The sequence below is a fragment of the Mesorhizobium tianshanense genome, assembly GCF_007830515.1.
In the GTDB taxonomy this organism is placed as follows: domain Bacteria; phylum Pseudomonadota; class Alphaproteobacteria; order Rhizobiales; family Rhizobiaceae; genus Mesorhizobium; species Mesorhizobium tianshanense.
On record NZ_VLKT01000011.1, the window covers coordinates 111,959 to 132,928 of the forward strand.

Below are 20,970 nucleotides of genomic sequence, written 5' to 3' on the forward strand. Positions count from 1 at the left end.
TCCGGCGAGAGATAGTCGAGAGCAGAGTGCAGGCGCTGCCGGTTGTAGACCACCTCGATGAACTCGCCGATCCTTGTCGTTGCATCGTCTATGTCGCGATATAGACTTGGCCATCCACCTTCTCTTCCTTCAGGGTCCTCATGAATCTTTCGGCCTTGGCATCGTCATAAGGATTGCCGATGCGGCTCATGCTCGGCTGGATGTCGTGGCTTGCAAGTCGTGCCGCGTAGTCAGCGCAGGCGTATTGGACGCCGCGATCGCTATGGTGAATGACACTTCCCGGTGCCGGCCGACGTGCCGCAATCGCCTTGTCGAGCGCCTCAATGGCAAGTTCCGCTTTCAGGTGGGTCGCAATCGCCCAGCCGATGACCTTGCGGCTGAAGGCGCCGAGGAGCTTGCTGAGACCAGGCGCGGTTACCCCGCCTGCTGACACTCGAGCGGCTGTGAGCGCCGGGGTCAAAAACCAATCACTCTGAACGACCGAGTTCGGACCCTTCTCGCAGATTTGACGCCCAGAGCCGGCACGACGCAAGTTGACCCCGAAGCGGCGTTCCATCAATGCGGATTTTTTCAGAACCTCCCATTCGAGTTGGCCGGGGCCTCAGGCAGGATTTGAAGTGTCGCGGCCAAACGGGCGCCATTCAGACATTCCGGTACCATCATTGTTCACGAGGCCCGGTATCCTACAGCGTCTGCGAACTCTGCCACAGCCAGATTGCGAGCGAGCCTGAACGCCCGCGGACCTGTGCTTCCACAGGTCCTCTTAGAGCACCAGATTTGAAGAACTCGCAGTCGCGGCCGGCGACTTGCAGCATTTTGTCGCTCACCGCGACTTCGGCATTTTGGTCGGCCGCGATCTCCATCAAGCGACTGGCGACGTTAACCGTATCACCCGTAGTCGCGATGTGCTGACGGCCTTTGCCACCGAGTCTCGACGCAACGATTGTTCCGTAATGCGCTCCGATTTTGAAGCCGAGCCTAGATGCAGTTGATGCGGGCAACGAGACGAGCCAGTTGTTGGTACGGCTGGAGAGCGCTGCGCAGCAGCGGGCAGCATTGAAGGCATCATCTGTCGCTGCTTCCGGTAGACCGAACAGGATCATGGCTCCGTCACCCATGAAATTCGTGACAACGCCACCGCAGCTTGTCACCTCTTCGTCCACCAACGCATGGAACGTGTTCAAAAGTTCGCGTGTGGCGTTCGGCCCCAATGTTTCGCTCAGTCCGGTGAAACCGGACAGGTCAATGAATATGATGGCGGCGTCCCTCCGGACAGGTTCCAGGAGAAAGTCGCCATGCTTCGCGAGCCACCCCGCAAAGCCCGGGGCCTGAACTCGTTGAAGCAATTCGCTCTGCGTGGCGAAAAACTGGGCCTGGTTCCTGCCCAACCAAAGCTGCGCGGCCCCGAACAAAATAGCTGGCGGAACGGCGGCGGCCATCGGCAACGCCGCGCTCAGCCAGATATGGTGTGAGAATGCGGTCATATTGACCACGAACCAGATCACAACCACGCCGACGATCGCTGCAAGGCCGATGGCGTTGCGACGCCATGCCAACAGCCCCACAAGAACCACTGGCAGCACCACTGCAAAGCCGGCATCTGCAAGGCGAACGTACTGATCTCGCACTATGCCGTCGCCGGTCATCAGATGGGCAATGGCCGTCGACATGACCTCGACGCCTGGGAGCACGGGATCAAACGGTGTCGGGAAAACATCGCCGGCGCCGGTTGCAGTTGCTCCGATCACAACAATTCGATCCCGAATAATGCCGCCATCGACTTGGCCGCCCAGCACCGTCGTGGCGCTGATCGTGTGGATCGTGCCGCGGGGGCCATAGAATGTCAGAGGGAGTATGTGACCAATGTCCGTCCGAATCCGCTGTCCGCCCAGAGATAGATAGTCGGGCGCAATTCCCGGATCCTCTCCCACCGCCATGGCGGCAACGCGCAGGGAGAAAGACGCTTCCGTCCGATCTCCGGCCCGAAACAGCAACGGCACGAACCGAGGCGTTCCCGTCCAGTCGGTAACCACGTTCACGACGCCGACAGCGGCGATATCCGAGAACGCTTTCAGGGGCCACAGAAACCGCTTGGCATTCGGCACTCGGGCGAGAGGGCCATCGCCCTCGGCTACAATCGATTGTTTACCTCCCGAGTAGACCGCTGCAGCAGCGATTACGCTTGAAGTCCCACGCAGCGAACGCGCGAGCGCCTCATCATCCCCTTTTTTCCCGGGATCGACCAGCAGCAGGTCGACCGCAATGGCTTTCGGTCCAAAGCGAGCTATCGTATCGACAATCCGGGCAAGCGTGGCGCGGCTGAGGGGATAGCGGCCCTCGTTTCGGACCGCTTCATCGTCTATTGCGACAATGGTAATCAGCTCCGGCGGCTTTGCCGTTCCCCGAACAAGCGTTCGAAGATCCGTCATCGTTGCTTCGACGCGATCGAGGGACCACATGTTGCCGCGCCAGTGCGCAAAGCCAAGGCCGGCCCCCCAAAGACCCGCCAGAACGAGCGCGATCAGCGTCTGAAGCGCTCGCCCGCTCATTTAGCTTACCGACCGAAACGGGCCATCAAAGCCGAAACACGTGCGGCGGGCCAGCGCTTGACCGTCAGTGTGCCTGTTCCGGCTTCCACATCGACGCCTTCGCCCGGCCCGAGGACTACGCCAGCATTGGACGCCGGCCTTTGCACGGCGACGCGACCTTTGACGACGAAAACAGACGTCTTGCCTCGGGCAACGTCGACTGCCCATTTTGTACCTCGCACCGCGGCGATGGCCTGCGGGGTGACGACAGCGAAGCCACCCCGGACCCTGCCGGCTGGAGCATCGAGCAACAGCGCCTTGCGCCGTAATCTGACCGCATCGGCACTACCATTTCGATCACGGTCCACCAGTGCAAAACGAGCGCCATCTTCCGCAATGATGGTAAGGCCTTCCCGGCATCTCAGAATTTGCCGGGACGTACCTGCTACCAGTTCGAACGTACAGCCGGCGTTATTCGACTGCGCTGAAGCGGTATCCACCCAGAAGACACAGGCAAGCATGCATGCCACCAGGCTCCGGAGATATCGGCCACTTGCGCTCATGAACGTCTCCTTGCTTTTGCGAAAATCTGCGGCAAGAAAATCTTTGCATTGTCTTCTGCGGTCAGCTTGGCAGTATACTCATGCGTACGAACCGGCACTTGCAGCCGCGTTGCCCTAAAGGTAGCACGGTGCCGACCAGCGATCTTAACACGATAGCTTGCTCCAACACCAAATAAGGCGACATCAAGCCGTTTGAAGCGGCCGCGATGCGAATGTCGCGAACGTCACGCGGCGACGCTGCCGTTCGGCTCATCTGCCAGAACGAGCAGGTCGCGCCAGAAGCGGACGGCGATCGTACCTCTGCTGAGCGACCGGTTTGGCGCTCTGTGCTCTTTCCCGCCAAGCAATTCAAACGGCAAGGTTCGACCCTAAGCGGAAGCTCGTTCGCGCTCGGCCGAATTCACGCCCATGACCCATTGCTGTCGTTCTGCGGAATCACTTTGGAAGGCCTGATCGGGGCGAATCGCGACCTTCGATGCGTCTCGTGCAAAGAGTTCACCCAACCTGCTGACTGCTGGCGCACTGCAAATAATTGAAACTGTTCGGATTGAAAGCTGAGAACCAAAAATGCGAAGTTGAGAGCTTCAGAGAATGTTGTGCCAGAGCACGCCCATTCAGCCCGGGAGGCCGGCAGCGCAGTTGGCAGCTTAAATTGAAAAGCCCCGCGGTTCTGCGCGGTTCGTGCGCATCGGGCCGAGACAGAGAATGTTGGGGCATTGGCGGATGGGGTGGGATTCGAACCCACGGTAGAGTCGCCGCTACGCTGGTTTTCAAGACCAGAGCCTTAAACCACTCGGCCACCGATCCTTGGGCTTGCGCCCGTTTCGGCATTGGTCAAGGCGCAAATGCCGAAATCATGCCGAAATTCATGTCTTTCTGACGATATTTTCTTTATATTTCAACCCGTTATGCCAATATCAATCTTAATTTTCAAGAAAGGTGTCCCAAGTTTGGGAGCCGTCCACATCCATGTCGCGTGTACCCGCTGATAGTCGCAGGAAACCGTTGGAAATCAACGGTAGTGATTTGCAACATGCGCGACATGAAAATCAGCCGCCCCATGCGCATTAAACTGCACCTAAGCGGCTGATTTCATTTGAAGAAACTTTGGCAGTGGGAGAGGGATACCGCCAATACAGTGCTGTGACCGAGTTCGTTTGCTGACGGGGCTTCTTAATCAGCGCAAATAAGTCCGACTCCGACCTCCGCAACCAGTTCCAGCATAAATCACTAATAGTCGCGATCTGATCAAAGCCCCGCCGGAAAAAACGGCAAGGCCTTTTCCACGGCAGTTTGGCGAAGCGCGGAAGGGCACTCTGCCGCCCAGAGTAACCGGCCTGCACGGTGAAGACGAGAAGGACGCTCTTCCAAGCGCGGAGTTCGAATCCTCCCTCTCCGCCATACGACATTGTTTACATTGATAAAAATCCAAGAATAGGTTGCGCGCCCGCCATAAAGCCTGCCTACCGAAAACGGCGTATTCGCGGCACGTCAGCTTACGACACAAATATGCGGGGTTGATGCTTCGACCTGGTAGATGGCAGAGATCAACTTCGGCCTCGCTAAGCGAAGTCGTGGGGTTCATGCGACAGCGGAATCAGGATACGCGACTAGCACCCCGTGCCGGGTCAACCTCGCCGTCGGGAAGTACCGATCGGTGCGGAACCAAGCGGATTCACGCTTGTCGGCAGCGGACGCCGGCGGTGGCGGTCAGCACCCGAGCAGGCTCCCCATTAGCGAGACAAACGTCCAGAGCGGAGGCCAATCTTGGCACGCGACTGCGCCAGCCTGAACGACCGCTCTCCTCGGCTTAGTACGGAATGATGCGCCTGGCCGGCGACAAATGAATCTCTGCTGGACCGCCGATGATATGGGGAGGCGCTCGCAAATCGCGCCCTACGCGCGGGTTGATCGGTTGATCAACATCAAAGCTTGAATATGAGAAATGCGCTAACTGTGACGGCGGTGGTCACCGTGGCTCGAGTGTCAGCAGATGTGGTAAGGTTGAGTGTCGGCGAGTAGCAGAGGTGCAACAACAATGACTTTGAGGCGAACCAGAGCTTACGGCGCATCCGGCTTGGTTCTAGTGGTTTGCACTGTGTTTGCTTGGCAGAACGCCACTGCTGCTCACAATTGCCACGCAGCCGCGACGCCTGGCGTCAATTGGCACGAGTGTGACAAGAAGCTTCTCATCCTAGAAGGACAGGACCTGAGCGGGGCGAACCTGTTCGGTGTTGATTTCACTTCGACCGACCTCAGGAACAGCAATCTCCTTGCGGCAAATCTTGAGAAGGCAACGCTTGTGCGTGCTTCCCTGGCCGACTCGACCGCCAAAGGCGCCCGGTTCGACAGAATCGAGGCCTACAGGACCGACTTCAGCCGTATGGACGCGCAGGGCGCTGTGTTTGCGAGCGCGGAAATGCAGCGCTCGAATTTCCAGGACGCCAATCTGACCAATGTTGATTTCACAAAGGCAGAATTGGGGCGTGCGCAGTTCCATGACGCCGATATCAGCGGCAGCCGCTTCTCGTTTGCCAATCTCGCACGGGCGGACTTCCGAGGAGCGACGTTCACCGCGCCGATAGACTTTGACCGCGCCTTTTTCTTTCTGACCCGTATCGAGGGCGTCGACCTTTCCAATTCGGCGGGTCTGTCCCAGTGGCAGCTCAACATGGCTTGCGGAGACGCCCGGACCGAGTTGCCTTCTGGCTTGACGAGGCCTGAAGATTGGCCCTGTCAATTCCAGCAGGAATAGTTGTCGGCAAGCGAACTGCGGCAATGCTGCACCCGACAGATTCGAACCTGTAACTTCTGCCCTCGGAGGGCGCACATCCTCCGCCAAAGTGGCACGTTTCTGCGGTATTGCTATTGGCGAAATCGCGGCCGAAGGGTGTTTGTGCCCTTTCCGTTCACCGCTACCCGGTTCAATCGAACCGGTAGCTCCTGTCCGAATAAATGGCAGCACTCTTGTATCGTCGAGAATGACTACCATCGTCGTGATTATCAGTTCAGAAGCCTGGCACCAACGCATCGATCATACTCGCCTCGCGGTCGAGGGGGGCGACCCGAAGCAGTGGGCCGCGCACTGTCGGCTGTTCAGCTTCCTTCGCTTTGATCCGCCCCTGTCGCAATTCGTGCAGAGCAGCGCTCTCGACCGTGCTGAACAGCGCGCCTTTGCGATACCGGATCAGGCCGACTTTACCTCGGCATAATGAAGACTGCGCTGGCAAAGCTTCGCCTGCTTTACCGACGCGGCGGATGGCAACGCTTCGATGATCATCAAAGTCCGCGCTCTCATGAAGAACAGAAAGCGCTGATAAGCTGGCGCAGTATGGGGCGTTGCTATAGGTCGAACAGATCGTCCCGCACCTCATCGAGCAGATCGGGCCGATTGTTGCGCGGGTTGCCGACATTCCGGCCAATCTTCCACATGGTCATCAGATCCTCTGGAAACGGCTTCATCAGGTGTTCCGGGTCGGGATCGGTCAGCCACGTCATGGAGTCTTCAGGCGCCAGAACGACCGGCATTTGGCGAATGCGCTCAGGGTGAGATTGGAATCGATGTTCGACGGCACCGCGCCGATCCTCCACGTAAACCACTGAGGGGCGTTGTCCATGATCAATATCGAAATCTTTACCGGCCCCGGATGCAGTTACTGCACGGCTGCCAAGAACCTTCTGAAAGCGCGCAACCTGCCTTTTGTCGACCACGACGTGTCGGGGCCCGAAGTGCTGCAAGAGTTGCGGCGACGCGTGCCGCACGCACGGACAGTCCCGCAGATCTTCGCGGGTGATGAACATGTCGGCGGCTTCGACGATCTGAGCCACAGGCTTTCTGGTCATTGAAATTACCCCGGGGGTGACACCCGCCCCGGGCCACCAATCCGGGCGCCGCCCGGTGGCAGCCCGGCTGTCTCATTGCACCCGGCCTGGAACGATCGTTCCAGAACGGCAGAGATCGAGGAGAACTTCGTGAACTACCCTGTCAACACCATCGAAACCGCCCCGGAGGCCGCGAGGCCGACGCTGGCGGCGGCGCAGAAGGGGTTCGGCTTTCTGCCCAACCTTCTGGCCGTCATGTCCACCGCCCCTGCGCTGCTGGAGGGCTATCTGACACTGTCGAAGATTTTCGACGCTTCGTCGCTGTCGGCGGCGGAACGCCAAGTCGTCCTTCTCGCCGTCAGCCGCGAAAATGGCTGCGCCTACTGCATGTCGGTGCACACGGCGATTGCCGGGATGCAGAAGGTTCCGGTCGATGCGGTCAACGCCATCCGCGATGACGCCACCATCCCCGATCCGAAGCTTGAGGCGCTGCGCCGCTTTGCCGCCGCCGTAACTCGCGCACGGGGCTGGGTGTCCGAGGAAGACAGCGCCGCGTTCCTCGCCGCCGGCTATGGCCCGCAGCAGGTGCTGGAGGTCGTTCTCGGCGTCGGGCTCAAGACCATCTCGAACTACACCACGCATATCGCCAAGACGCCGCTCGACGCCGCCTTCAAACCCCTCGAGTGGTCGGAAGCGGCCTGATCCTACTCAAGCAAAAGGAGACCACAATGCCGCTCGTCAGATCACCGGGGTTGGTGACTATCTGACCCTCAAACAGAAACAGGAAATCATTCGAAAGGTCACGGATGCCGTCTTCTCCGTCGAGGGCGAGGGTCTTCACCAGGTCACCTGGGTGACGATCCAAGATATTCAGCCCGGTGCCTTGGCGTTGGCGGAAGCGCTGTTACCGCCGACGATTTGAGGGCCTCGCCAAAGCGGATGGGAATACTTTACGGACCTGAACTTTCCGAGGCGGCACCAATTGCCGCCTCGGCCCCTCAATTTGACCACAGAACCATCGATCTCAAGACGAGATGTGCTCGGGACGGCGATCCTGGACATCCTGAGCAAACGGATGCGCATCTCTAGCGGTGCTTAAGCCGGTGAGGTCCTCGACATGGGCCGCAAAGTCATTGAGACGCGCTGCAAGCTCGTCGAGCTCAATATTTGCGCGCCGGTCCGGAAAATGGGTGACGGCGTCGAACTGGTGTTCGATCGACTTCGCCGCGATGCTCGCGGCGAAGCCTCCAACCGAGACGACGAGCGACCGGTTTTCGATAGGCGACTGTCATAACGCCTCTCCTTCGACAATGGTAGGAGCGCGGCGCTCGATGCGAACCTGCAAGCCCGTCAACACGCCTGCGATGATCAGGCCTCCCGCCGTCACTTCGTCGCCGGTTACAAACACCCCGTCCAGTACCGGGCGACAGCACTTGAAATAGGCCGCGGCATCTTGGGGGGCTTAAGCTTTCGTCGGTCAAACGTCTGTCGAATGCATCTAGAGCGGTTCATTCAGCAGCTTGGTGAGTCCGTTGGACCGGCGTGTACTCGTTTGTCGAAGGTTCAGGAATACAGTCGCAACGGCCTCACTATGTGATCTAGAAGGTCAACTGCTGATCCTCCCGCTCAACTCCTAATGAACCAGCGGATGCCGGGCGAATGGCGCTCCAGGCCGCTACTTGGGCGACGAATGGAGGCATTCACTCACGACCGCTGCGGGTTCTTCGACGACCCGCTGTCGTATGACTTACCTTGCGTAGACACAGCTTGTGAAAACGCGCGATAAGGTCGGCCTGCGCTAGATTCAAAGATGGCCGGGGCACCAGAAGATGGCACACCGAATGTGCAACGCAATGCTTGGCTTCGCGGCACTTGCCCTAGCCGCGTGCCAATCGGCTCCTGAAACGTTGCAACCGGCCACTCTCGAACCTGCGTTAGAACCTGGTGCCATTCCTCCCCAACCTGCCTTGGTTCCTTCCGGCTCAGCAATCATGCATCAATCCGTGGCGGTCATTTCTCCTGGCAAGGGCGTTCCAACAAAGTACGCTGCTTTTTCGGGTCTATGGGCCGGACGATTGGATGGGATGTATGACGCCAAACTTGCTGTTCAGACGATTTCTTCCGATGGGAAGGTGACGGTCACCTATGCGTGGGGAAATCTGGGCGACAACTATCCGGGAGAGGCCGCCGGCGCTGGAAGAATTGTGGGGACTACGTTGAAGCTTGAGCGCCTACCGAATGGCGCGGAGGTCAGTTTTGTTATGCTGTCCGACGAAGCCCTCGCCGGAACCGTTAGGCTTGCTGGCCAGACCTACACGGGCGCGTTCCTCAGGCAATGATCAAAGACGCGTCTGAAGGGCTGTGGAGAGGGCCAAACGACTGTTCCAATTTTGCAGCCTGTTGTTACCGGAGTGGGGCCGTGCAGGTCGTGATCCCCAGATGTGAGCCACAACTCGATGCAAATGATCGTCGAACTTCTTGCCCGCCGCCGACGGCAAGCGTGGCCTGATCACCCTTCGCCTCACGAATGACGGCCTCGATGCTCTGGTGGTTGATATGCGAGAAATAGCTGTCGCCGGTCGGCTCGAACCATTTCGCCATTTTCACCTCAAGAGCCTTTCCAAGCCGGTCTGCGTGCTCCAAAGCGCCTTTACGGTCATAGCAATGAGGCTTCCGCACAGCGTTGACGGAATGAGCCGCCGCAAAAGGGGCGGCGCCGATCCGCGGATGCGGATCCGCGTCGATCCAGCACGGAGCGCGGCGCTAGCAGCGCGGAGGAAGGACGGGGAGACCGATTTTCGCCTTGCTGGCGCTAATGAAGCCGCGGCTGGGACGGCGCCTCACTTGGCGGAGACGGTGCGGATCACGACCAGCCGGTCGGCCCCGGATTCTGGCAGCCAAACCTCTCCGCGGCGGCCATTGATCTGACGGACATCCGCGTTTTCCGTCGACTTGGGGTACGTCGTAAACTTGTCTGTCTGCGGATCGAACGCGTGCACGGCATTCCCTCCGAAATCGGAGAGCCAGACAATGTCGCGCTCGTCCACATAGACCGCATAGGTGCGAGGAAGGTCGCCGGGCAAACGCCAAGCGTTCCAGCCGCCGTCATGGGGGTCGTAGACCGATACCTGTCCCGCGTTCCATTCCGAAACCCAAAGCCGTCCCCGGCTGTCCGACCACACGCGGCGCGCCCCCTGGTCCGGGGTCGGAGGCTCGATCACTCGAGGTTCACCGCTCTTGCGGTCGATGCTTGCCAGATAGCTGCCGGCGAGCGACACGAAGTAGACGTCTCCGTTGGGGGTCGCAGTAATCCCGTAGGGGCCGCGGCCCTCTGGAGCGTGGAAAATTTTCATGTCGCCCGTCTCAGGGTCGAGCCTTCCGTAGATTCCGCTCTGCCCGGTGAACCAGAGGAGACCGTCGCCGTCGAAGGCGGCAGTATTGAGATTGGCGTAGCCGACGTCCTGCGGAAGCGCCCACACCTTGATTTCCTCGGTTGTCGAGTCGAAGCGCACGATCGCGTTGAGCCCGCCATCGGTTATCCACGCGTCACCGTCCGGACCCTGGATGACACCGTGAGGGCTGGATCCTTCGTTGCCGGTCTCGGGATCGAGAATACCCAGTGCCCCCTGTCGCTGGGCCGTGTACCAGATGTCTCCGTCGGGCGCGGGCGCGACGTCATGGGGATGCGCGCCCTGCGGGAGACTGTAGACCTGACGTTCCTGCGCGTAGGCCGGGAAGGCGGCAAGGCTGGCGGCGAGTGCGATAAAGCGGAAGAGGCGGCGCATGAGAACTCTCCATGCTGCGGCATGTGCCACTACTCTAGGCGCAAAGTTCGTCGCGGCAATGACGGATCGGGAAAATCACGGCGCCCTGCACTGCGTTTCACCGCCCCGCGGATCGACCAATCCAGCCCTGCTGTTGGGGCACCCTTGGGGTTCGACTGACGCGCTTATGGAACCCAATCCGGCTTGGCAAGGATGCGTATTCAACAGGCGCAATGCGCCAAAAGCTTTGGCGCGAAGGGCAAGCATCTTGCCGATATGGCCATAGCCGAGGATGCCAATGCTGAATCAATTTCGGCGACGTCAGGTGGGAGAAATAGTCTCGGCAGACGTCATCGATCGGGATGATGGCCTTACCACCATACTGAGCCATCAAAAGCAGTGCCGTGTTCATGTCGGGTTACCACCTCCAGTCTGGAACCTAGCAAGCCGCCCGACGGGTTCAACCTTCCGTCACTGCCGGGCAGGGGAGGGCGTGCAAAACTGTAGGCGCGACCTAAGAAACGGTCGGGCTCGAGTCAGTAGACCGCTACATCGCTACACCCACTATCGAAAACGCCTTCTTCCACTATCGCCGGCATGCGGCGTAACTGCAAACTACGAATCTGGGGGTCAGGAGTTCGAATCTCTTCGGGCGCGCCATTCTAACCAATTGAAATTGATTATCTTTTCGGTCTTTCGCGCTAGGGCGTACCGGCTTAGTTTCTGGAATTAAGCCGGTTTTGGAAGAAGGGATACTCCCGCGAACCGAATAGTAGCGTAGGCGCAAAAAGCCGTCCCTGTTGTAATTGTAGACAAGCGGCGAGCCGCAGTCTGGTGAGCCACGGTCGGCGTTCGGCGCGGTTCGGAAAATGGAGGGAGGAGCACCGACCCAATACAGATTGGCCTGTCACTCGCGAACGAGGACTGCAAAAGGCTGCCGGTCGCTTTCTCACATATGCCGAGTAGCAGTGCTCTACCGCCAACGGCTCCCATCGAAGTGAACAGCGCCTGCGGTGTTCAGCAAGAACAGTCGAGCGCGCACTCTCGCAAGCTGGCAGATTGCTCTCACCACAGGAGAACATGATGACGACGCGGCAAGATCCCTACCACTCGCGTATGAAACGGGTCTTGAACTACATCGACCGACATCTTGAGGATGACCTTAGCCTAGACACGCTTAGTGCCGTTGCGGTCCAAGTACCATTTCCACCGCCAATTCAGGGGACACTTCGGCATATCAGTGCATCGCTACGTCCAACTCGTTCGTATGAAACGGGCGGGACAGGTGCTTGCGTTCAAGGACGAGGCGAGCGTGACCGAAACCGCACTGGATGTCGGTTACGATGCGCCCGATGCCTTCGCCCGCGCGTTTCGGAAGAGCTTTGGGCAATTGCCTTCGGCATTTCGGGACACGCCCGACTGGGAGGTGTGGTTTGCCCGCCTGTGGCCATTGACCAACGCGCGGAGCAAGCTCATGAAAACGGCGTACTCTTTGAATGACGTCACCATCCTGGACGTGCCGGAAACACCCGTTGCCGTCTTGCAGCACCGAGGCAATCCGGCCCTGGTCGGCGAGACTATTCAGAAATTCATCGCCTGGCGAAGGGCGGAAGGTTTGGGCGCGGCGTCTAGTGCGACCTACAATGTGTTTCATTCGGATTCCGAGATGATGCCGCCGGACGAATTCCGCGTCGACATATGTGCAGCGACCGATCGGAAAATAGAGATGAACGAGCAGGGCGTGGAAGCCGGTGTTCTTCGGGCCGGACGATGTGCGGTGCTTCGAGTAATCGGGGCAGAAGATGTCGAGCTCGCGATTGAATTTTTGTATCGCGACTGATTGCCGTCAAGCGGTGAGGCTCTTCGGGATTTTCCTCTCTACTGTCAGCGGGTGAGTTTTGTTCCGATCGTCCCAGAGCACGAGGCCATCACCGACATCTTCCTCCCATTGGTGTGATTGCTGACCTTCCAGTGGCCGTCATCTCCGCTGCAATCGAACGTGGGTTAAATCACCACTGGTGACAGCCAAATTCCGCGCCACGCTAATGTCTGCTTGGTCCGCACCGCGACCTCCAGAATGGTTCGCCAACAAACTCGGGCTGTTGCACAGTGGAGACAGGCGCTTTCAGGACTCCAAATCAGCGGTATCGTCAGTCGCTAAACAAGAAGCCCTGTAGAGCCTGGCATTACGCATATGGATTGGGGTGGTCATCACCGCGATCGCCTCAGTAAGGAGACAAAATGGAAAAGGTGCTCGGCATCGGTGGCTTCTTCTTCCGAGCGAAGGAGCCCGGTGCGCTCGCTCGATGGTATGCCGACCATCTCGGCGTGGCGCTGCCTCCAGAAAGCTATGACCGCTCGTGGGAGCAACAGCAGGGCGCCACCGTTTTTGCTCCCTTTGCCGCAACTAGTGACTATTTAGGTCGGGTCGATCAGCAGTGGATGATCAATTTCCGGGTGCGCGACCTCCAGGCCATGGTCGCACAACTCACCGCGGCCGGATTAGAGGTTGAGGTCGGCCCCGAACACTACCCAAACGGTCGGTTCGCCCGGCTTGCCGATCCAGAGGGCAACCCGATCCAGCTCTGGCACGCGGAGGGGGCCGACCGCGACTGAAGGCACTCGAGCAGGCGGAAACGCAGCGCCGAACCTAGGCTTCGGTTGAGCCCCTTCTAGAGCATCTTCCTTGAACGCGGAGTCGGCTCGAGGAGTTGTGCTACAGAGAGCCGCTTTGCGGCCTCAGTTTCCAACGTCAATCGCCGATGACATATCCGCCGCCGCCGCGACAATAGCGCGCCTTAGCCAGATGTGCCTGGGGGTGTCCTGCTGACGCGCATGCCATGCGAGACTCATCGTGAAGCTCCCAAGATCGAGGGGCGGCGGCAACGATACCAGGCGCTTCATACTGGCGGCGGCGCGTGCCAGGCTCGACGGCAGGGTCATGATGAGGTCGGAGCGGGCGGCTATCTCCACCGCTGCAAAGAAGTTCGGCACGCGCAGCTTCACCCGTCGCGTTCGCCCCATGCGCGCAAGCACCTCATCGACGGGCGCAGGCCCGACGCCGGTGACGCTCACTACGATGTGCTCAAGCGCCAGAAAGCGGTCAAGCGTGAGTTTTCCGACAGCGGCCGGATGATCCGTGCGCACTAATGTCACAAGTTTTTCGTCATAGAGGCGGCGGCGGCGGATACCGGCGGGTGCTTCGTCGATCAGCGCCACCATCGCATCCGCGTCATCGTCCTCCAGCGCTTTGATTCCGTTCGCGCCCGGCGCGACAATGTCAAGATCAAGGGACGGTGCCTCTCGTGCGAGGCGAGCGAGCAAATGCGGCGCGAGCGCGGCGGCCTGAAGATCGGGCATCAGAAGCCGAACTTGACCCTTCGCCGTCGCGGGATCGAACGGGTTCGCCTCCAGCATCTCGCCGATGCCGGCCAGTATCCGGCGCAGAACGGGGCGCACCTCCTCAGCGCGGGCGCTGAGAACGTAACCGCCCGGCCCATCGACCAGCAGCGTATCCGAAAACAGCGCGCGCAATCTCCCGAGTGCACGGCTCGCGGCCGGCTGGCTCATGCCGAGCCGGTTTGCGGCACGGGTGACGTTCTTCTCGTCCAACAGCGCCTCGAGCGCCACCAGCAGGTTGAGGTCGATCCGGCGTAAATTCACTTCGCGCATGATGGCTATACATACCATGTATTAGACGCATGACAACCTAGCACCTATCCTTCCTCCATCGAGCAAACCGAAGGAGCAGCAATCATGTATATTGTACTTGGAGCAAACGGACGGGCAGGCGGCGAAGCAGCGCGCGCGCTCATCGAACGCGGCGAGGCTGTTCGTGTCGTCCTGCGTCGCAAGGAACAGAGCGAAAAATGGACAACCCTCGGCGCCGAGGTGGCAGTCGCGAGCATCGAGGATCCCGGTGCGATGGCCGATGCGCTGAAGGGCGCGCAGGCCGCGTTCCTGCTCAATCCGCCGCCGGTGAGCGGTGATCCCTACGCGCGCACGGAAGAACTCGGCGCGGCGCTGGCCGATGCGGCACGGCGGGCGCGGCTCCCCAAGGCCGTCGTCCTGTCGTCCATCGGAGCGCAACATGTCTCCGGCACCGGGGTCATCGCCACCCTCAACCGGTTTGAGGCGCTGCTTGACGGGGTGGCGCCGGCGACCGCCTTTCTGCGGTCGGGCTATTTTGTCGAGACCTGGAGCGAGGTGGCGGAACCAGTTCTGTCGGAAAGCGTGCTGCCGACCTTTATCGAGCCCTCTCAGCAAATCCCGATGGTGAGCACGATCGATGTCGGCCGCACGGCGGCAGCCCTCCTTCGTGAGGAATGGATCGGCAAGCGGGTCGTGGAACTGGGCGGACCGGAGGACTGGAGCGCCGGCGACGTGGCGTCGGCATTCGAGGAAATTCTCGGCCGGCCGGTGGAGTCGGTGCTTGTTCCGCCGGAGCAGCGTGCCGCGCTGCTTGCCGAGGAAGGCGTGCCCGGCGAGGTGTCGAGCGCGCTCCTCGGCATGTATGAGGGAATCGCCAATGGGCTGTTCGTGCGCCAGAACGACAGCGAGCACCGGCGCGGAACGACTTCTCTGACGGCAGCGATAGAGCGCGTTGTCGCAGCGGTCGGACAAGCAGGCCGCTGATCCTCAGCCGAGTAGCGACGGCCGAATCCGAAACAGGAGTGGATCACGGAGTTTCCAGCCGCTTGTAGGAAAGTTTTCGGCCGCAATGCTCGCGCGTCTCGCCGGCCAAACGCTCTCGGCGACATCCGGAACTCGCGCCACTCGTTTGAATTTAACTCCATTTCCAGACGGCAAAAAGGAATCTTGACATGAAGCTGCCTGCCCCACGCCAAATGCGTCTCTCCGGTGGAACCGAGCTTGCCTACGTCACTGCGGGCGATCCATCCAACCCGCTTTGCTTCTCCTGCATGGGTTTCCCAGCTCCGCACGTGCATTCCGCGAGGTGATTCCCGAACTGGCGGGCGCAGCCTATGTGATCGCGCCCGACCTCCCAGGCCATGGCCAGTCCGACGTTCCGCCGACACTCTCCTTCGCCGCGATCAGCGAGGCAATTTCCGAATTGCTGGCTCACCTCGAGATTGGTCGCCGCTTCATCCACATTCATGGCTGGGGCGCCGCCGTGGGTCTGCAGATTGCCACGCAAGCGCCCGAGCTGGTTTCGGGACTCATCATCCAGAACGCAAACGCGCATCGAACCGGCTTCGGCCCCGTTTGGGACGCCGTGTTAAAATTCTGGTCAGAACCGACAAAAGAGAACGAAGCAGCCACGACCCCCGACCTGACCTTTGAATTCACGCGCGAGCAATACACGGCCGGGCTGCCAGAGGAGGTCGCCGCGACGATCAGGGGCGAACCCTGGGTCGAGGACTGGAGGGTGATGAATCTTCACGGCCGCATGGAGACACACCTCGCGCTCATCGGCGACTACAAAAGCCATGCCGCGCGTTTCGATACGATCGCGGCGTATTTGAAGAGATGGCAACCGCCTGCGCTCATGCTGTGGGGCCGTCACGACCCCATTTCGATATCGCCGAAACGCTGTCCTGGATGCAGGATCTGCCGCGCACGGAAGCGCATATTTTCGACGGCGGACATTTCCTGCTTGAGACCCACGCCGAACCAGCACTCTCCCTCATGATCGAGTTCATCAAGCGAACACAGGAGATGCACCCTAATCGGCGCCTCCACTCATCGTGTACGTGGGAATTCTGTCCTCACGATTAAGCCGGGACTATTGTCGTCCAGGGAAATTGTCGCGCCGTGCATGTCCGATATGGCCTTGACCAGGCTGAGGCCGAGCCCTGTCCCTTCGGTGGTCCTGCTCTTTTCCAAGCGATAGAAGCGCTTGAACACTTTCTGCCGCTCCTCCGCCGGGATGCCCGGTCCGTTGTCGCTGACGACGATGGAGTAGCGATTCGCCTGCGTCGTGACACCGATCGCAATCCGGGCCTCTCGTTGTGTGTGGCGCATTGCGTTGACAATAAGGTTCACGCACATCTGCTTCAGCAGATCGGCATCGCCGCATATGAATGAGGCCGTGTTTCGGCCGTCACTGGACAGAACCAGCGAACGCTCGGCGTCTTCCACGATGTGACTATAGATATCGTAGATTTCGGCGACCAACTCTGAAAGGTTCACCTTTGCAAATCGCGAACGGCGTGCGCCGGACTCGATCTGCGAGATGCGCAGCAAGCCCTCGAACGTGCCGGCTATATGCGAGACTTCGCCCATCGCCTTTTCGATGAGGGATCTCGTGGCCGTTTGGTCTTTGCTTTCGGAAGCGGCCTCAAGCGTTAGAAACAGCCGACCGACCGGCGTCTTGAGGTCGTGCGCGATGTCGGTCGTTACCTGCGTCATCGCCGCGACGCTAGCCTGCAGTTGTGCCAGCGCGACATTGACCTCAGTTGCCAGCATGTCGATGTCATCGCCGCGCAAGGAGATCGGCAGGCGGGCAGCGAGTTCGCCGGCGCCGACGGCCTTCATGGCACCCGAGAGTCCAGCGATACGCCGTCGTGTGCGGAACGCCAACACTGCACCCGCGCCGAGGCCTCCGGCAAGTACGATCGCCGTTCCCCAGCCGAAGCTGACAAGCGCGATGCCGCGCAAGCGATTGGTGTCGTCATAGCTTACGCCGACGGTCAGGTCGTAGCCGTCCAGGTTCTTCCGGTAGAGCCGGTAGTTGTTGAGCGCCGCGTCGTGGCTTGTCGGTGAGCGCGTGGAAAATCCCGGCGGCACGGCGGAAATATCAATGTTGCCAGCCAGGAAGTCGCCGTTGGGATCCTTCAGTGTGTAAAGCGTCTCCTGTCCCCTGATCGCCGGACCATGGCTTCGGATCATGGCGGCAGCGCCATCGACACCGTTCCCCTTATAGGCGGAAGAAATCTCCCGGAACCGCTCCATCACATTGGAATCCAGCCGCTCGTACAGATAGGAGGCGACCATGTTGTAAGCGACGAAATTGGCTCCAAGGAACGAAAGCAGAAACAGGGAGATGTAGAACGCGGCAAGGCGGATCGACGTGCTTCTGGCGATACTAGCGTCGGCCATGAATGGTGTAGCCGGTATTGCGTGTATTATGCAGGAGCGGAACATCGAATGGTTTGTCGATCTTCGCCCGCAGTCGGCTGATATGGGTTTCCACCACGGTGCTTTGTGGGTCGAAGTTGAAGTTCCAGATCCGCTCCAGGAGCATGGTCTTGGTCAGTATGCGGCCCTCGTTACGCATCAGGAGTTCAAGCAGCGCGAATTCCCGAGGGAGCAATTCGATCGTAGTTCCGCTGCGGGTGGCGAGGCGGCTGAAGAGATCGAGTTCCAGATCAGCCACCTTCAGCTTTGCCTTTTCGGCGGTGATCGGAGGGCGCCTTCGCAGAGCATTGACGCGGGCCAGGAGTTCGGAGAAGGCAAAGGGCTTGATCAAGTAATCGTCAGCACCTGCCTCCAATCCCTCAACTCGATCGTTGACGCCGCCCACCGCCGTCAGGAAGATCACTGGCACCTTTCCGCCGGCGCCTCGAAGACCCCGCACGAGCGACAAGCCATCGAGGCCTGGCAGCATCCGATCCACAATTGCAACGTCATAGGGTTCACGCAGTCCGACAAGCAAAGCATCGCGCCCGTCTGTCAGGACATCGACCACATGGCCGCAAGAGTTCAGTCCATTTTCGATGTAGCGGCTGATTTGTTCGTCGTCTTCGACCAAGAGAATTTTCATAATGGTAATCTCTCATCTGGCTTGGCGCGCCAAGCGTTGATGACCTTTTATTCAGTTTTCTTCTGCCAGCGATGGCGTACGAAGCGATGTCTCAGTGAGGCGTTGCTCGGCGGGTTTTCCGGCACAATGCCATTAGTCGGTGACGCGGCCTTTCCACCAGCCAGGTACTGGGTTTTGATGTCTCAACATCCATGAACTGGATCGACAACTCGGTTTGCAAGCGAAAGCGCCTTGCAACTTTCGCGACAATTGATCACTCGTATCGTCATTTTGGCGTATCCCTTCATTGTGCCGCAAGTCCAACATAGGGCTCACCTTTTTCTATTTCCGGGCAATGGCTAGGTGATTCCGACGATGACTACGGATTCTCTCACAACTGTGTTCAATATGGGCCCGTAGCTTGGCGGATCGTGGCCGGTGATTACAGCATCGTGACGCGTCGCTTGGATAAGCGGCGACCATCCCGGAGGTGCGTGGAGAGTATTTTCGCTGCACTGGAGCAAGGTTTGAGTCAGACTCGTTAGCGAAGCGGTTGAAGGGCAAACCAGCCGGCGGTGCTGCCGGCTGGTTTGCCCTGCATTGGATCCGTGGGAGGATGCGGAGCTGCGGTGTTGGTCCTGCTATCGGCCCGCCCAGCTATCGCGCTGGCGGGTACTCATGCCCTGCCACCATGACGGGCTCACGACTTCAACTCGATCATAGGCGGAATTGGTCTTCTGGATTTCGCCATTGTCGAGCACTCGGTAAGATATGTCGGGGTTGGATGCCGATTTCGCGGTTTCGCCCGCCGATCCATGACCCTGCAATACCCTGTCGATGCCGGAGCTTGTCGGGTTCGTGCCGCTGCTGGCGACACTGGTCGAGGTCATTGCCGCGAAGACTATCAATGCATATCCGATGGTGTGTTTCATGGTTCAGTCCTTTTGTCGAAAGCGAGCGTTCGAACGCTCAGCAACAACAGGCTGCCGGGTCGAATTCACGGGTACCTTCCCTCGGATTTACATTTTTGTGATTCTCATGCGTCGCCGCGACTGAAGCCGAAGTCGGGAAGATCAGCTTCTGAAATGCCATATGTTGAACGGCTGTCGCAGTTTCTCTTGCGCCGATGCATGGCCATCCAATGCGGCTTCAAAGGCAAAAGAGCGCGCGTGCAAGCAGACGTCATGAAAAACGGAGTCTGACTGTCGCGTCTGCTTGAGGCGCCGAGATCGTCGCACAGGGGTTGCGTCGGCCGTCCGCTATTCCATTCCTGATTCAGGAGTTCTGCAGCGAGGTTGACGACCACTCGCAGGTGGCCACGAGCCATACACAAGCCTTACAAAAATGTATGAAAAATGTTGTGGCGGATGGCGGCTTCGAGCAATACCGTTCTTGCAACGGCCTTCGTTGACCCGTGCTCGAATCTCGGTATTGAAGCAATATCCTTGGATCGTCGGAGGTGTCGATCGACACCCCCCGCCGGTGCAATGCGGGCATATGAGTTCGAAGCCAGATACGATGGCGACTGGGCGATCCATTGCCATAAGTCGCACCACACAATGAACGCCATGGGCCACGACGTGCCCACGTTCATCGGCGTCGACAACTCGAAGGTCACCGACAAGGTCGGCCGGTCCAGCCCGAATACATCGCCCGGCAACGCACGGCGGTCACGGCAAACAGGGATGAGAACCCGAAACCCTCAACCTCAACAATGAGAGAAAGTGCAGCATGAAACGTATAATCGCAGCGGCCGTTTTGATGGCGGTCAGTTCCGGAGCAGCTCTTGCCGGTGGAACCCACGCCGGAGGCCATGGCGACAAAGCCGCCGCAATGCCGATTGGCAACCCTGGCGAGGCTGGCAAGGCAAAGCGGACCGTCAACATCTCGATGTCGGAGAAGGACGACGGGACGATGTTGTTCCAACCGGCCGTGCTCAAGGTGAAGAAGGGTGAGACCGTTCGCCTGAAGTTCGCCAACAAGGGCCAAGTCGACCACGAATTCGTCATGGACGTCCATGACGGGATCATGGAGCACAAGGCGCTGATGGAGAAGTTCCCCGAAATGGAACACGCCGATCCCAACTCGATCCGGCTGGCTCCCGGCGCCAGAGGCGAGATCATTTGGACCTTCGCCAATGCCGGCGAATTCGGTTTCGCCTGTCTGATACCGGGTCACTACGATTCCGGCATGAAGGGCGACATCAGCGTCGCCAACTGATCGCCAAAACCGCAAAGGAAACAATCATGACACCATTGATAAAGGCACTCTCGACACTCGCGCTCGTGCTCGTGCTCGGCGGCAGCGCGCTTGCGCAGGAATACGTGAAGGGCGAAGTCGTCAAGGTCGACGCCAAACAGCAGAAGCTGACGATCAAGCATGAGCCGCTGACCAATCTAGACATGCCCGCGATGACGATGGTGTTCGTCGTCGCGGAGCAGGGCCTGCTCGATAAAGTCAAAACGGGCCAGGCGATCGAGTTCAGAGCCGACCGCGTCAACGGACGCATCACGGTCACCGGTATCAAGTGATCCGGCATCAGTGCCGCGCCATCTGCGGACCTTCCTAGACGCTACAGCTAACGTCGG

Annotated in this window: 20 protein-coding genes, 1 tRNA gene and 3 pseudogenes; 12 read left to right on the top strand and 12 right to left on the bottom strand. The window is 59.4% G+C overall.

Annotated elements, in window-relative coordinates:
• Nucleotides 1–88: 88 nt before the first annotated feature.
• The 4 genes from IQ26_RS11095 to IQ26_RS11110 form a co-directional block, all read right to left on the bottom strand.
• A complete protein-coding gene (locus IQ26_RS11095; protein WP_145716768.1) occupies nt 89–556 on the bottom strand; it encodes a DDE-type integrase/transposase/recombinase in 468 nt (155 codons plus the stop codon).
• Between the two features lie 127 nt (nt 557–683).
• Complete coding sequence (locus IQ26_RS11100) at nt 684–2,549, bottom strand: CHASE2 domain-containing protein (RefSeq protein WP_145716770.1); 1,866 nt, start codon at nt 2,547–2,549, stop codon at nt 684–686.
• Nucleotides 2,550–2,554: 5 nt separating this feature from the next.
• Nucleotides 2,555–3,091 carry a FecR domain-containing protein gene (locus IQ26_RS11105; protein ID WP_145716772.1) on the bottom strand — a complete coding sequence of 179 codons (537 nt, stop codon included), beginning with the start codon at nt 3,089–3,091 and terminating at the stop codon, nt 2,555–2,557.
• 717 nt (nt 3,092–3,808) lie between these two features.
• Nucleotides 3,809–3,898, bottom strand: a tRNA-Ser gene (locus tag IQ26_RS11110).
• 1,231 nt (nt 3,899–5,129) lie between these two features.
• Between IQ26_RS11110 and IQ26_RS11115 the strand changes: the two genes are divergently transcribed.
• Together IQ26_RS11115 and IQ26_RS11120 are read left to right on the top strand one after the other, a co-directional pair.
• Nucleotides 5,130–5,846 (top strand): pentapeptide repeat-containing protein, encoded by a 717-nt coding sequence (locus IQ26_RS11115; RefSeq protein WP_145716774.1) that lies wholly within the window; start codon nt 5,130–5,132, stop codon nt 5,844–5,846.
• A 226-nt stretch (nt 5,847–6,072) separates the two neighbouring features.
• The gene (locus IQ26_RS11120; RefSeq protein WP_145716777.1) at nt 6,073–6,303 is read left to right on the top strand and encodes a hypothetical protein; all 231 of its coding nucleotides are present in this window, start codon (nt 6,073–6,075) and stop codon (nt 6,301–6,303) included.
• Between the two features lie 130 nt (nt 6,304–6,433).
• Here the strand turns inward: IQ26_RS11120 and IQ26_RS39115 are convergent, their stop codons facing one another.
• The gene (locus tag IQ26_RS39115; protein WP_156090930.1) at nt 6,434–6,589 is read right to left on the bottom strand and encodes a hypothetical protein; all 156 of its coding nucleotides are present in this window, start codon (nt 6,587–6,589) and stop codon (nt 6,434–6,436) included.
• Between the two features lie 117 nt (nt 6,590–6,706).
• On the opposite strand from IQ26_RS39115, the gene IQ26_RS11125 reads away from it, so the two are divergent.
• The 3 genes from IQ26_RS11125 (at nt 6,707) to IQ26_RS40335 (ending at nt 9,252) form a co-directional block, all read left to right on the top strand.
• Nucleotides 6,707–6,937 (top strand): glutaredoxin domain-containing protein, encoded by a 231-nt coding sequence (locus IQ26_RS11125; RefSeq protein WP_145716779.1) that lies wholly within the window; start codon nt 6,707–6,709, stop codon nt 6,935–6,937.
• Nucleotides 6,938–7,063: 126 nt separating this feature from the next.
• Complete coding sequence (locus IQ26_RS11130) at nt 7,064–7,615, top strand: carboxymuconolactone decarboxylase family protein (RefSeq protein ID WP_145716781.1); 552 nt, start codon at nt 7,064–7,066, stop codon at nt 7,613–7,615.
• Nucleotides 7,616–8,754: 1,139 nt separating this feature from the next.
• Nucleotides 8,755–9,252 (top strand): hypothetical protein, encoded by a 498-nt coding sequence (locus tag IQ26_RS40335; protein ID WP_145716783.1) that lies wholly within the window; start codon nt 8,755–8,757, stop codon nt 9,250–9,252.
• Between the two features lie 64 nt (nt 9,253–9,316).
• Here IQ26_RS40335 and IQ26_RS11150 read toward each other — a convergent pair whose 3' ends face one another.
• From IQ26_RS11150 to IQ26_RS11160, 3 genes and pseudogenes are all read right to left on the bottom strand, one after another.
• Complete coding sequence (locus tag IQ26_RS11150; RefSeq protein WP_145716785.1) at nt 9,317–9,514, bottom strand: hypothetical protein; 198 nt, start codon at nt 9,512–9,514, stop codon at nt 9,317–9,319.
• Between the two features lie 239 nt (nt 9,515–9,753).
• On the bottom strand, nt 9,754–10,698 hold the full coding sequence (locus tag IQ26_RS11155) for a Vgb family protein (protein ID WP_145716787.1): 945 nt from the start codon (nt 10,696–10,698) through the stop codon (nt 9,754–9,756).
• A 280-nt stretch (nt 10,699–10,978) separates the two neighbouring features.
• A pseudogene (locus tag IQ26_RS11160) lies at nt 10,979–11,089 on the bottom strand (pyocin activator PrtN family protein); the annotation flags it as partial.
• 671 nt (nt 11,090–11,760) lie between these two features.
• Between IQ26_RS11160 and IQ26_RS11165 the strand changes: the two are divergent.
• Nucleotides 11,761–12,634: pseudogene (locus IQ26_RS11165) on the top strand (AraC family transcriptional regulator).
• A 284-nt stretch (nt 12,635–12,918) separates the two neighbouring features.
• A complete protein-coding gene (locus tag IQ26_RS11170; protein WP_145716789.1) occupies nt 12,919–13,293 on the top strand; it encodes a VOC family protein in 375 nt (124 codons plus the stop codon).
• Between the two features lie 123 nt (nt 13,294–13,416).
• Here IQ26_RS11170 and IQ26_RS11175 read toward each other — a convergent pair whose 3' ends face one another.
• The gene (locus IQ26_RS11175) at nt 13,417–14,349 is read right to left on the bottom strand and encodes a LysR family transcriptional regulator (RefSeq protein ID WP_145716791.1); all 933 of its coding nucleotides are present in this window, start codon (nt 14,347–14,349) and stop codon (nt 13,417–13,419) included.
• 84 nt (nt 14,350–14,433) lie between these two features.
• Between IQ26_RS11175 and IQ26_RS11180 the strand changes: the two genes are divergently transcribed.
• A complete protein-coding gene (locus IQ26_RS11180) occupies nt 14,434–15,312 on the top strand; it encodes an NmrA family NAD(P)-binding protein (protein ID WP_145716793.1) in 879 nt (292 codons plus the stop codon).
• A gap of 322 nt (nt 15,313–15,634) precedes the next feature.
• Complete coding sequence (locus IQ26_RS11185) at nt 15,635–16,330, top strand: alpha/beta hydrolase (protein WP_240547062.1); 696 nt, start codon at nt 15,635–15,637, stop codon at nt 16,328–16,330.
• Between the two features lie 50 nt (nt 16,331–16,380).
• Here IQ26_RS11185 and IQ26_RS11190 read toward each other — a convergent pair whose 3' ends face one another.
• The 3 genes from IQ26_RS11190 to IQ26_RS11200 all read right to left on the bottom strand — a co-directional run bounded on the left by IQ26_RS11190 (nt 16,381) and on the right by IQ26_RS11200 (nt 19,314).
• Nucleotides 16,381–17,739, bottom strand: coding sequence for a sensor histidine kinase (locus tag IQ26_RS11190; protein WP_145716795.1), 1,359 nt, complete (start codon nt 17,737–17,739; stop codon nt 16,381–16,383).
• On the bottom strand, nt 17,726–18,403 hold the full coding sequence (locus tag IQ26_RS11195) for a response regulator (protein WP_145716797.1): 678 nt from the start codon (nt 18,401–18,403) through the stop codon (nt 17,726–17,728). The genes IQ26_RS11190 and IQ26_RS11195 overlap by 14 nt, the downstream gene beginning before the upstream one ends.
• Before the next feature lie 620 nt (nt 18,404–19,023).
• On the bottom strand, nt 19,024–19,314 hold the full coding sequence (locus IQ26_RS11200) for a hypothetical protein (protein WP_145716799.1): 291 nt from the start codon (nt 19,312–19,314) through the stop codon (nt 19,024–19,026).
• 543 nt (nt 19,315–19,857) lie between these two features.
• On the opposite strand from IQ26_RS11200, the pseudogene IQ26_RS11205 reads away from it, so the two are divergent.
• From IQ26_RS11205 to IQ26_RS11215, 3 genes and pseudogenes are all read left to right on the top strand, one after another.
• Nucleotides 19,858–20,008, top strand: a pseudogene (locus IQ26_RS11205) (multicopper oxidase domain-containing protein); the annotation flags it as partial.
• 105 nt (nt 20,009–20,113) lie between these two features.
• Complete coding sequence (locus tag IQ26_RS11210; RefSeq protein WP_145716801.1) at nt 20,114–20,602, top strand: cupredoxin domain-containing protein; 489 nt, start codon at nt 20,114–20,116, stop codon at nt 20,600–20,602.
• A gap of 26 nt (nt 20,603–20,628) precedes the next feature.
• Nucleotides 20,629–20,913, top strand: a complete 285-nt coding sequence (locus tag IQ26_RS11215) for a copper-binding protein (protein ID WP_145716803.1) — start codon at nt 20,629–20,631, stop codon at nt 20,911–20,913.
• The last annotated feature ends 57 nt before the right edge of the window (nt 20,914–20,970 follow it).

Coding starts and splice junctions, on each gene's coding strand:
- IQ26_RS11095 (WP_145716768.1), bottom strand. CDS start 556: ATGGAACGCCGCTTCGGGGTCAACTTGCGTCGTGCCGGCTCTGGGCGT.
- IQ26_RS11100 (WP_145716770.1), bottom strand. CDS start 2,549: ATGAGCGGGCGAGCGCTTCAGACGCTGATCGCGCTCGTTCTGGCGGGT.
- IQ26_RS11105 (WP_145716772.1), bottom strand. CDS start 3,091: ATGAGCGCAAGTGGCCGATATCTCCGGAGCCTGGTGGCATGCATGCTT.
- IQ26_RS11115 (WP_145716774.1), top strand. CDS start 5,130: ATGACTTTGAGGCGAACCAGAGCTTACGGCGCATCCGGCTTGGTTCTA.
- IQ26_RS11120 (WP_145716777.1), top strand. CDS start 6,073: ATGACTACCATCGTCGTGATTATCAGTTCAGAAGCCTGGCACCAACGC.
- IQ26_RS39115 (WP_156090930.1), bottom strand. CDS start 6,589: ATGACGTGGCTGACCGATCCCGACCCGGAACACCTGATGAAGCCGTTT.
- IQ26_RS11125 (WP_145716779.1), top strand. CDS start 6,707: ATGATCAATATCGAAATCTTTACCGGCCCCGGATGCAGTTACTGCACG.
- IQ26_RS40335 (WP_145716783.1), top strand. CDS start 8,755: ATGTGCAACGCAATGCTTGGCTTCGCGGCACTTGCCCTAGCCGCGTGC.
- IQ26_RS11150 (WP_145716785.1), bottom strand. CDS start 9,514: ATGGCGAAATGGTTCGAGCCGACCGGCGACAGCTATTTCTCGCATATC.
- IQ26_RS11155 (WP_145716787.1), bottom strand. CDS start 10,698: ATGCGCCGCCTCTTCCGCTTTATCGCACTCGCCGCCAGCCTTGCCGCC.
- IQ26_RS11170 (WP_145716789.1), top strand. CDS start 12,919: ATGGAAAAGGTGCTCGGCATCGGTGGCTTCTTCTTCCGAGCGAAGGAG.
- IQ26_RS11175 (WP_145716791.1), bottom strand. CDS start 14,349: ATGCGCGAAGTGAATTTACGCCGGATCGACCTCAACCTGCTGGTGGCG.
- IQ26_RS11180 (WP_145716793.1), top strand. CDS start 14,434: ATGTATATTGTACTTGGAGCAAACGGACGGGCAGGCGGCGAAGCAGCG.
- IQ26_RS11190 (WP_145716795.1), bottom strand. CDS start 17,739: ATGGCCGACGCTAGTATCGCCAGAAGCACGTCGATCCGCCTTGCCGCG.
- IQ26_RS11195 (WP_145716797.1), bottom strand. CDS start 18,403: ATGAAAATTCTCTTGGTCGAAGACGACGAACAAATCAGCCGCTACATC.
- IQ26_RS11200 (WP_145716799.1), bottom strand. CDS start 19,314: ATGAAACACACCATCGGATATGCATTGATAGTCTTCGCGGCAATGACC.
- IQ26_RS11210 (WP_145716801.1), top strand. CDS start 20,114: ATGAAACGTATAATCGCAGCGGCCGTTTTGATGGCGGTCAGTTCCGGA.
- IQ26_RS11215 (WP_145716803.1), top strand. CDS start 20,629: ATGACACCATTGATAAAGGCACTCTCGACACTCGCGCTCGTGCTCGTG.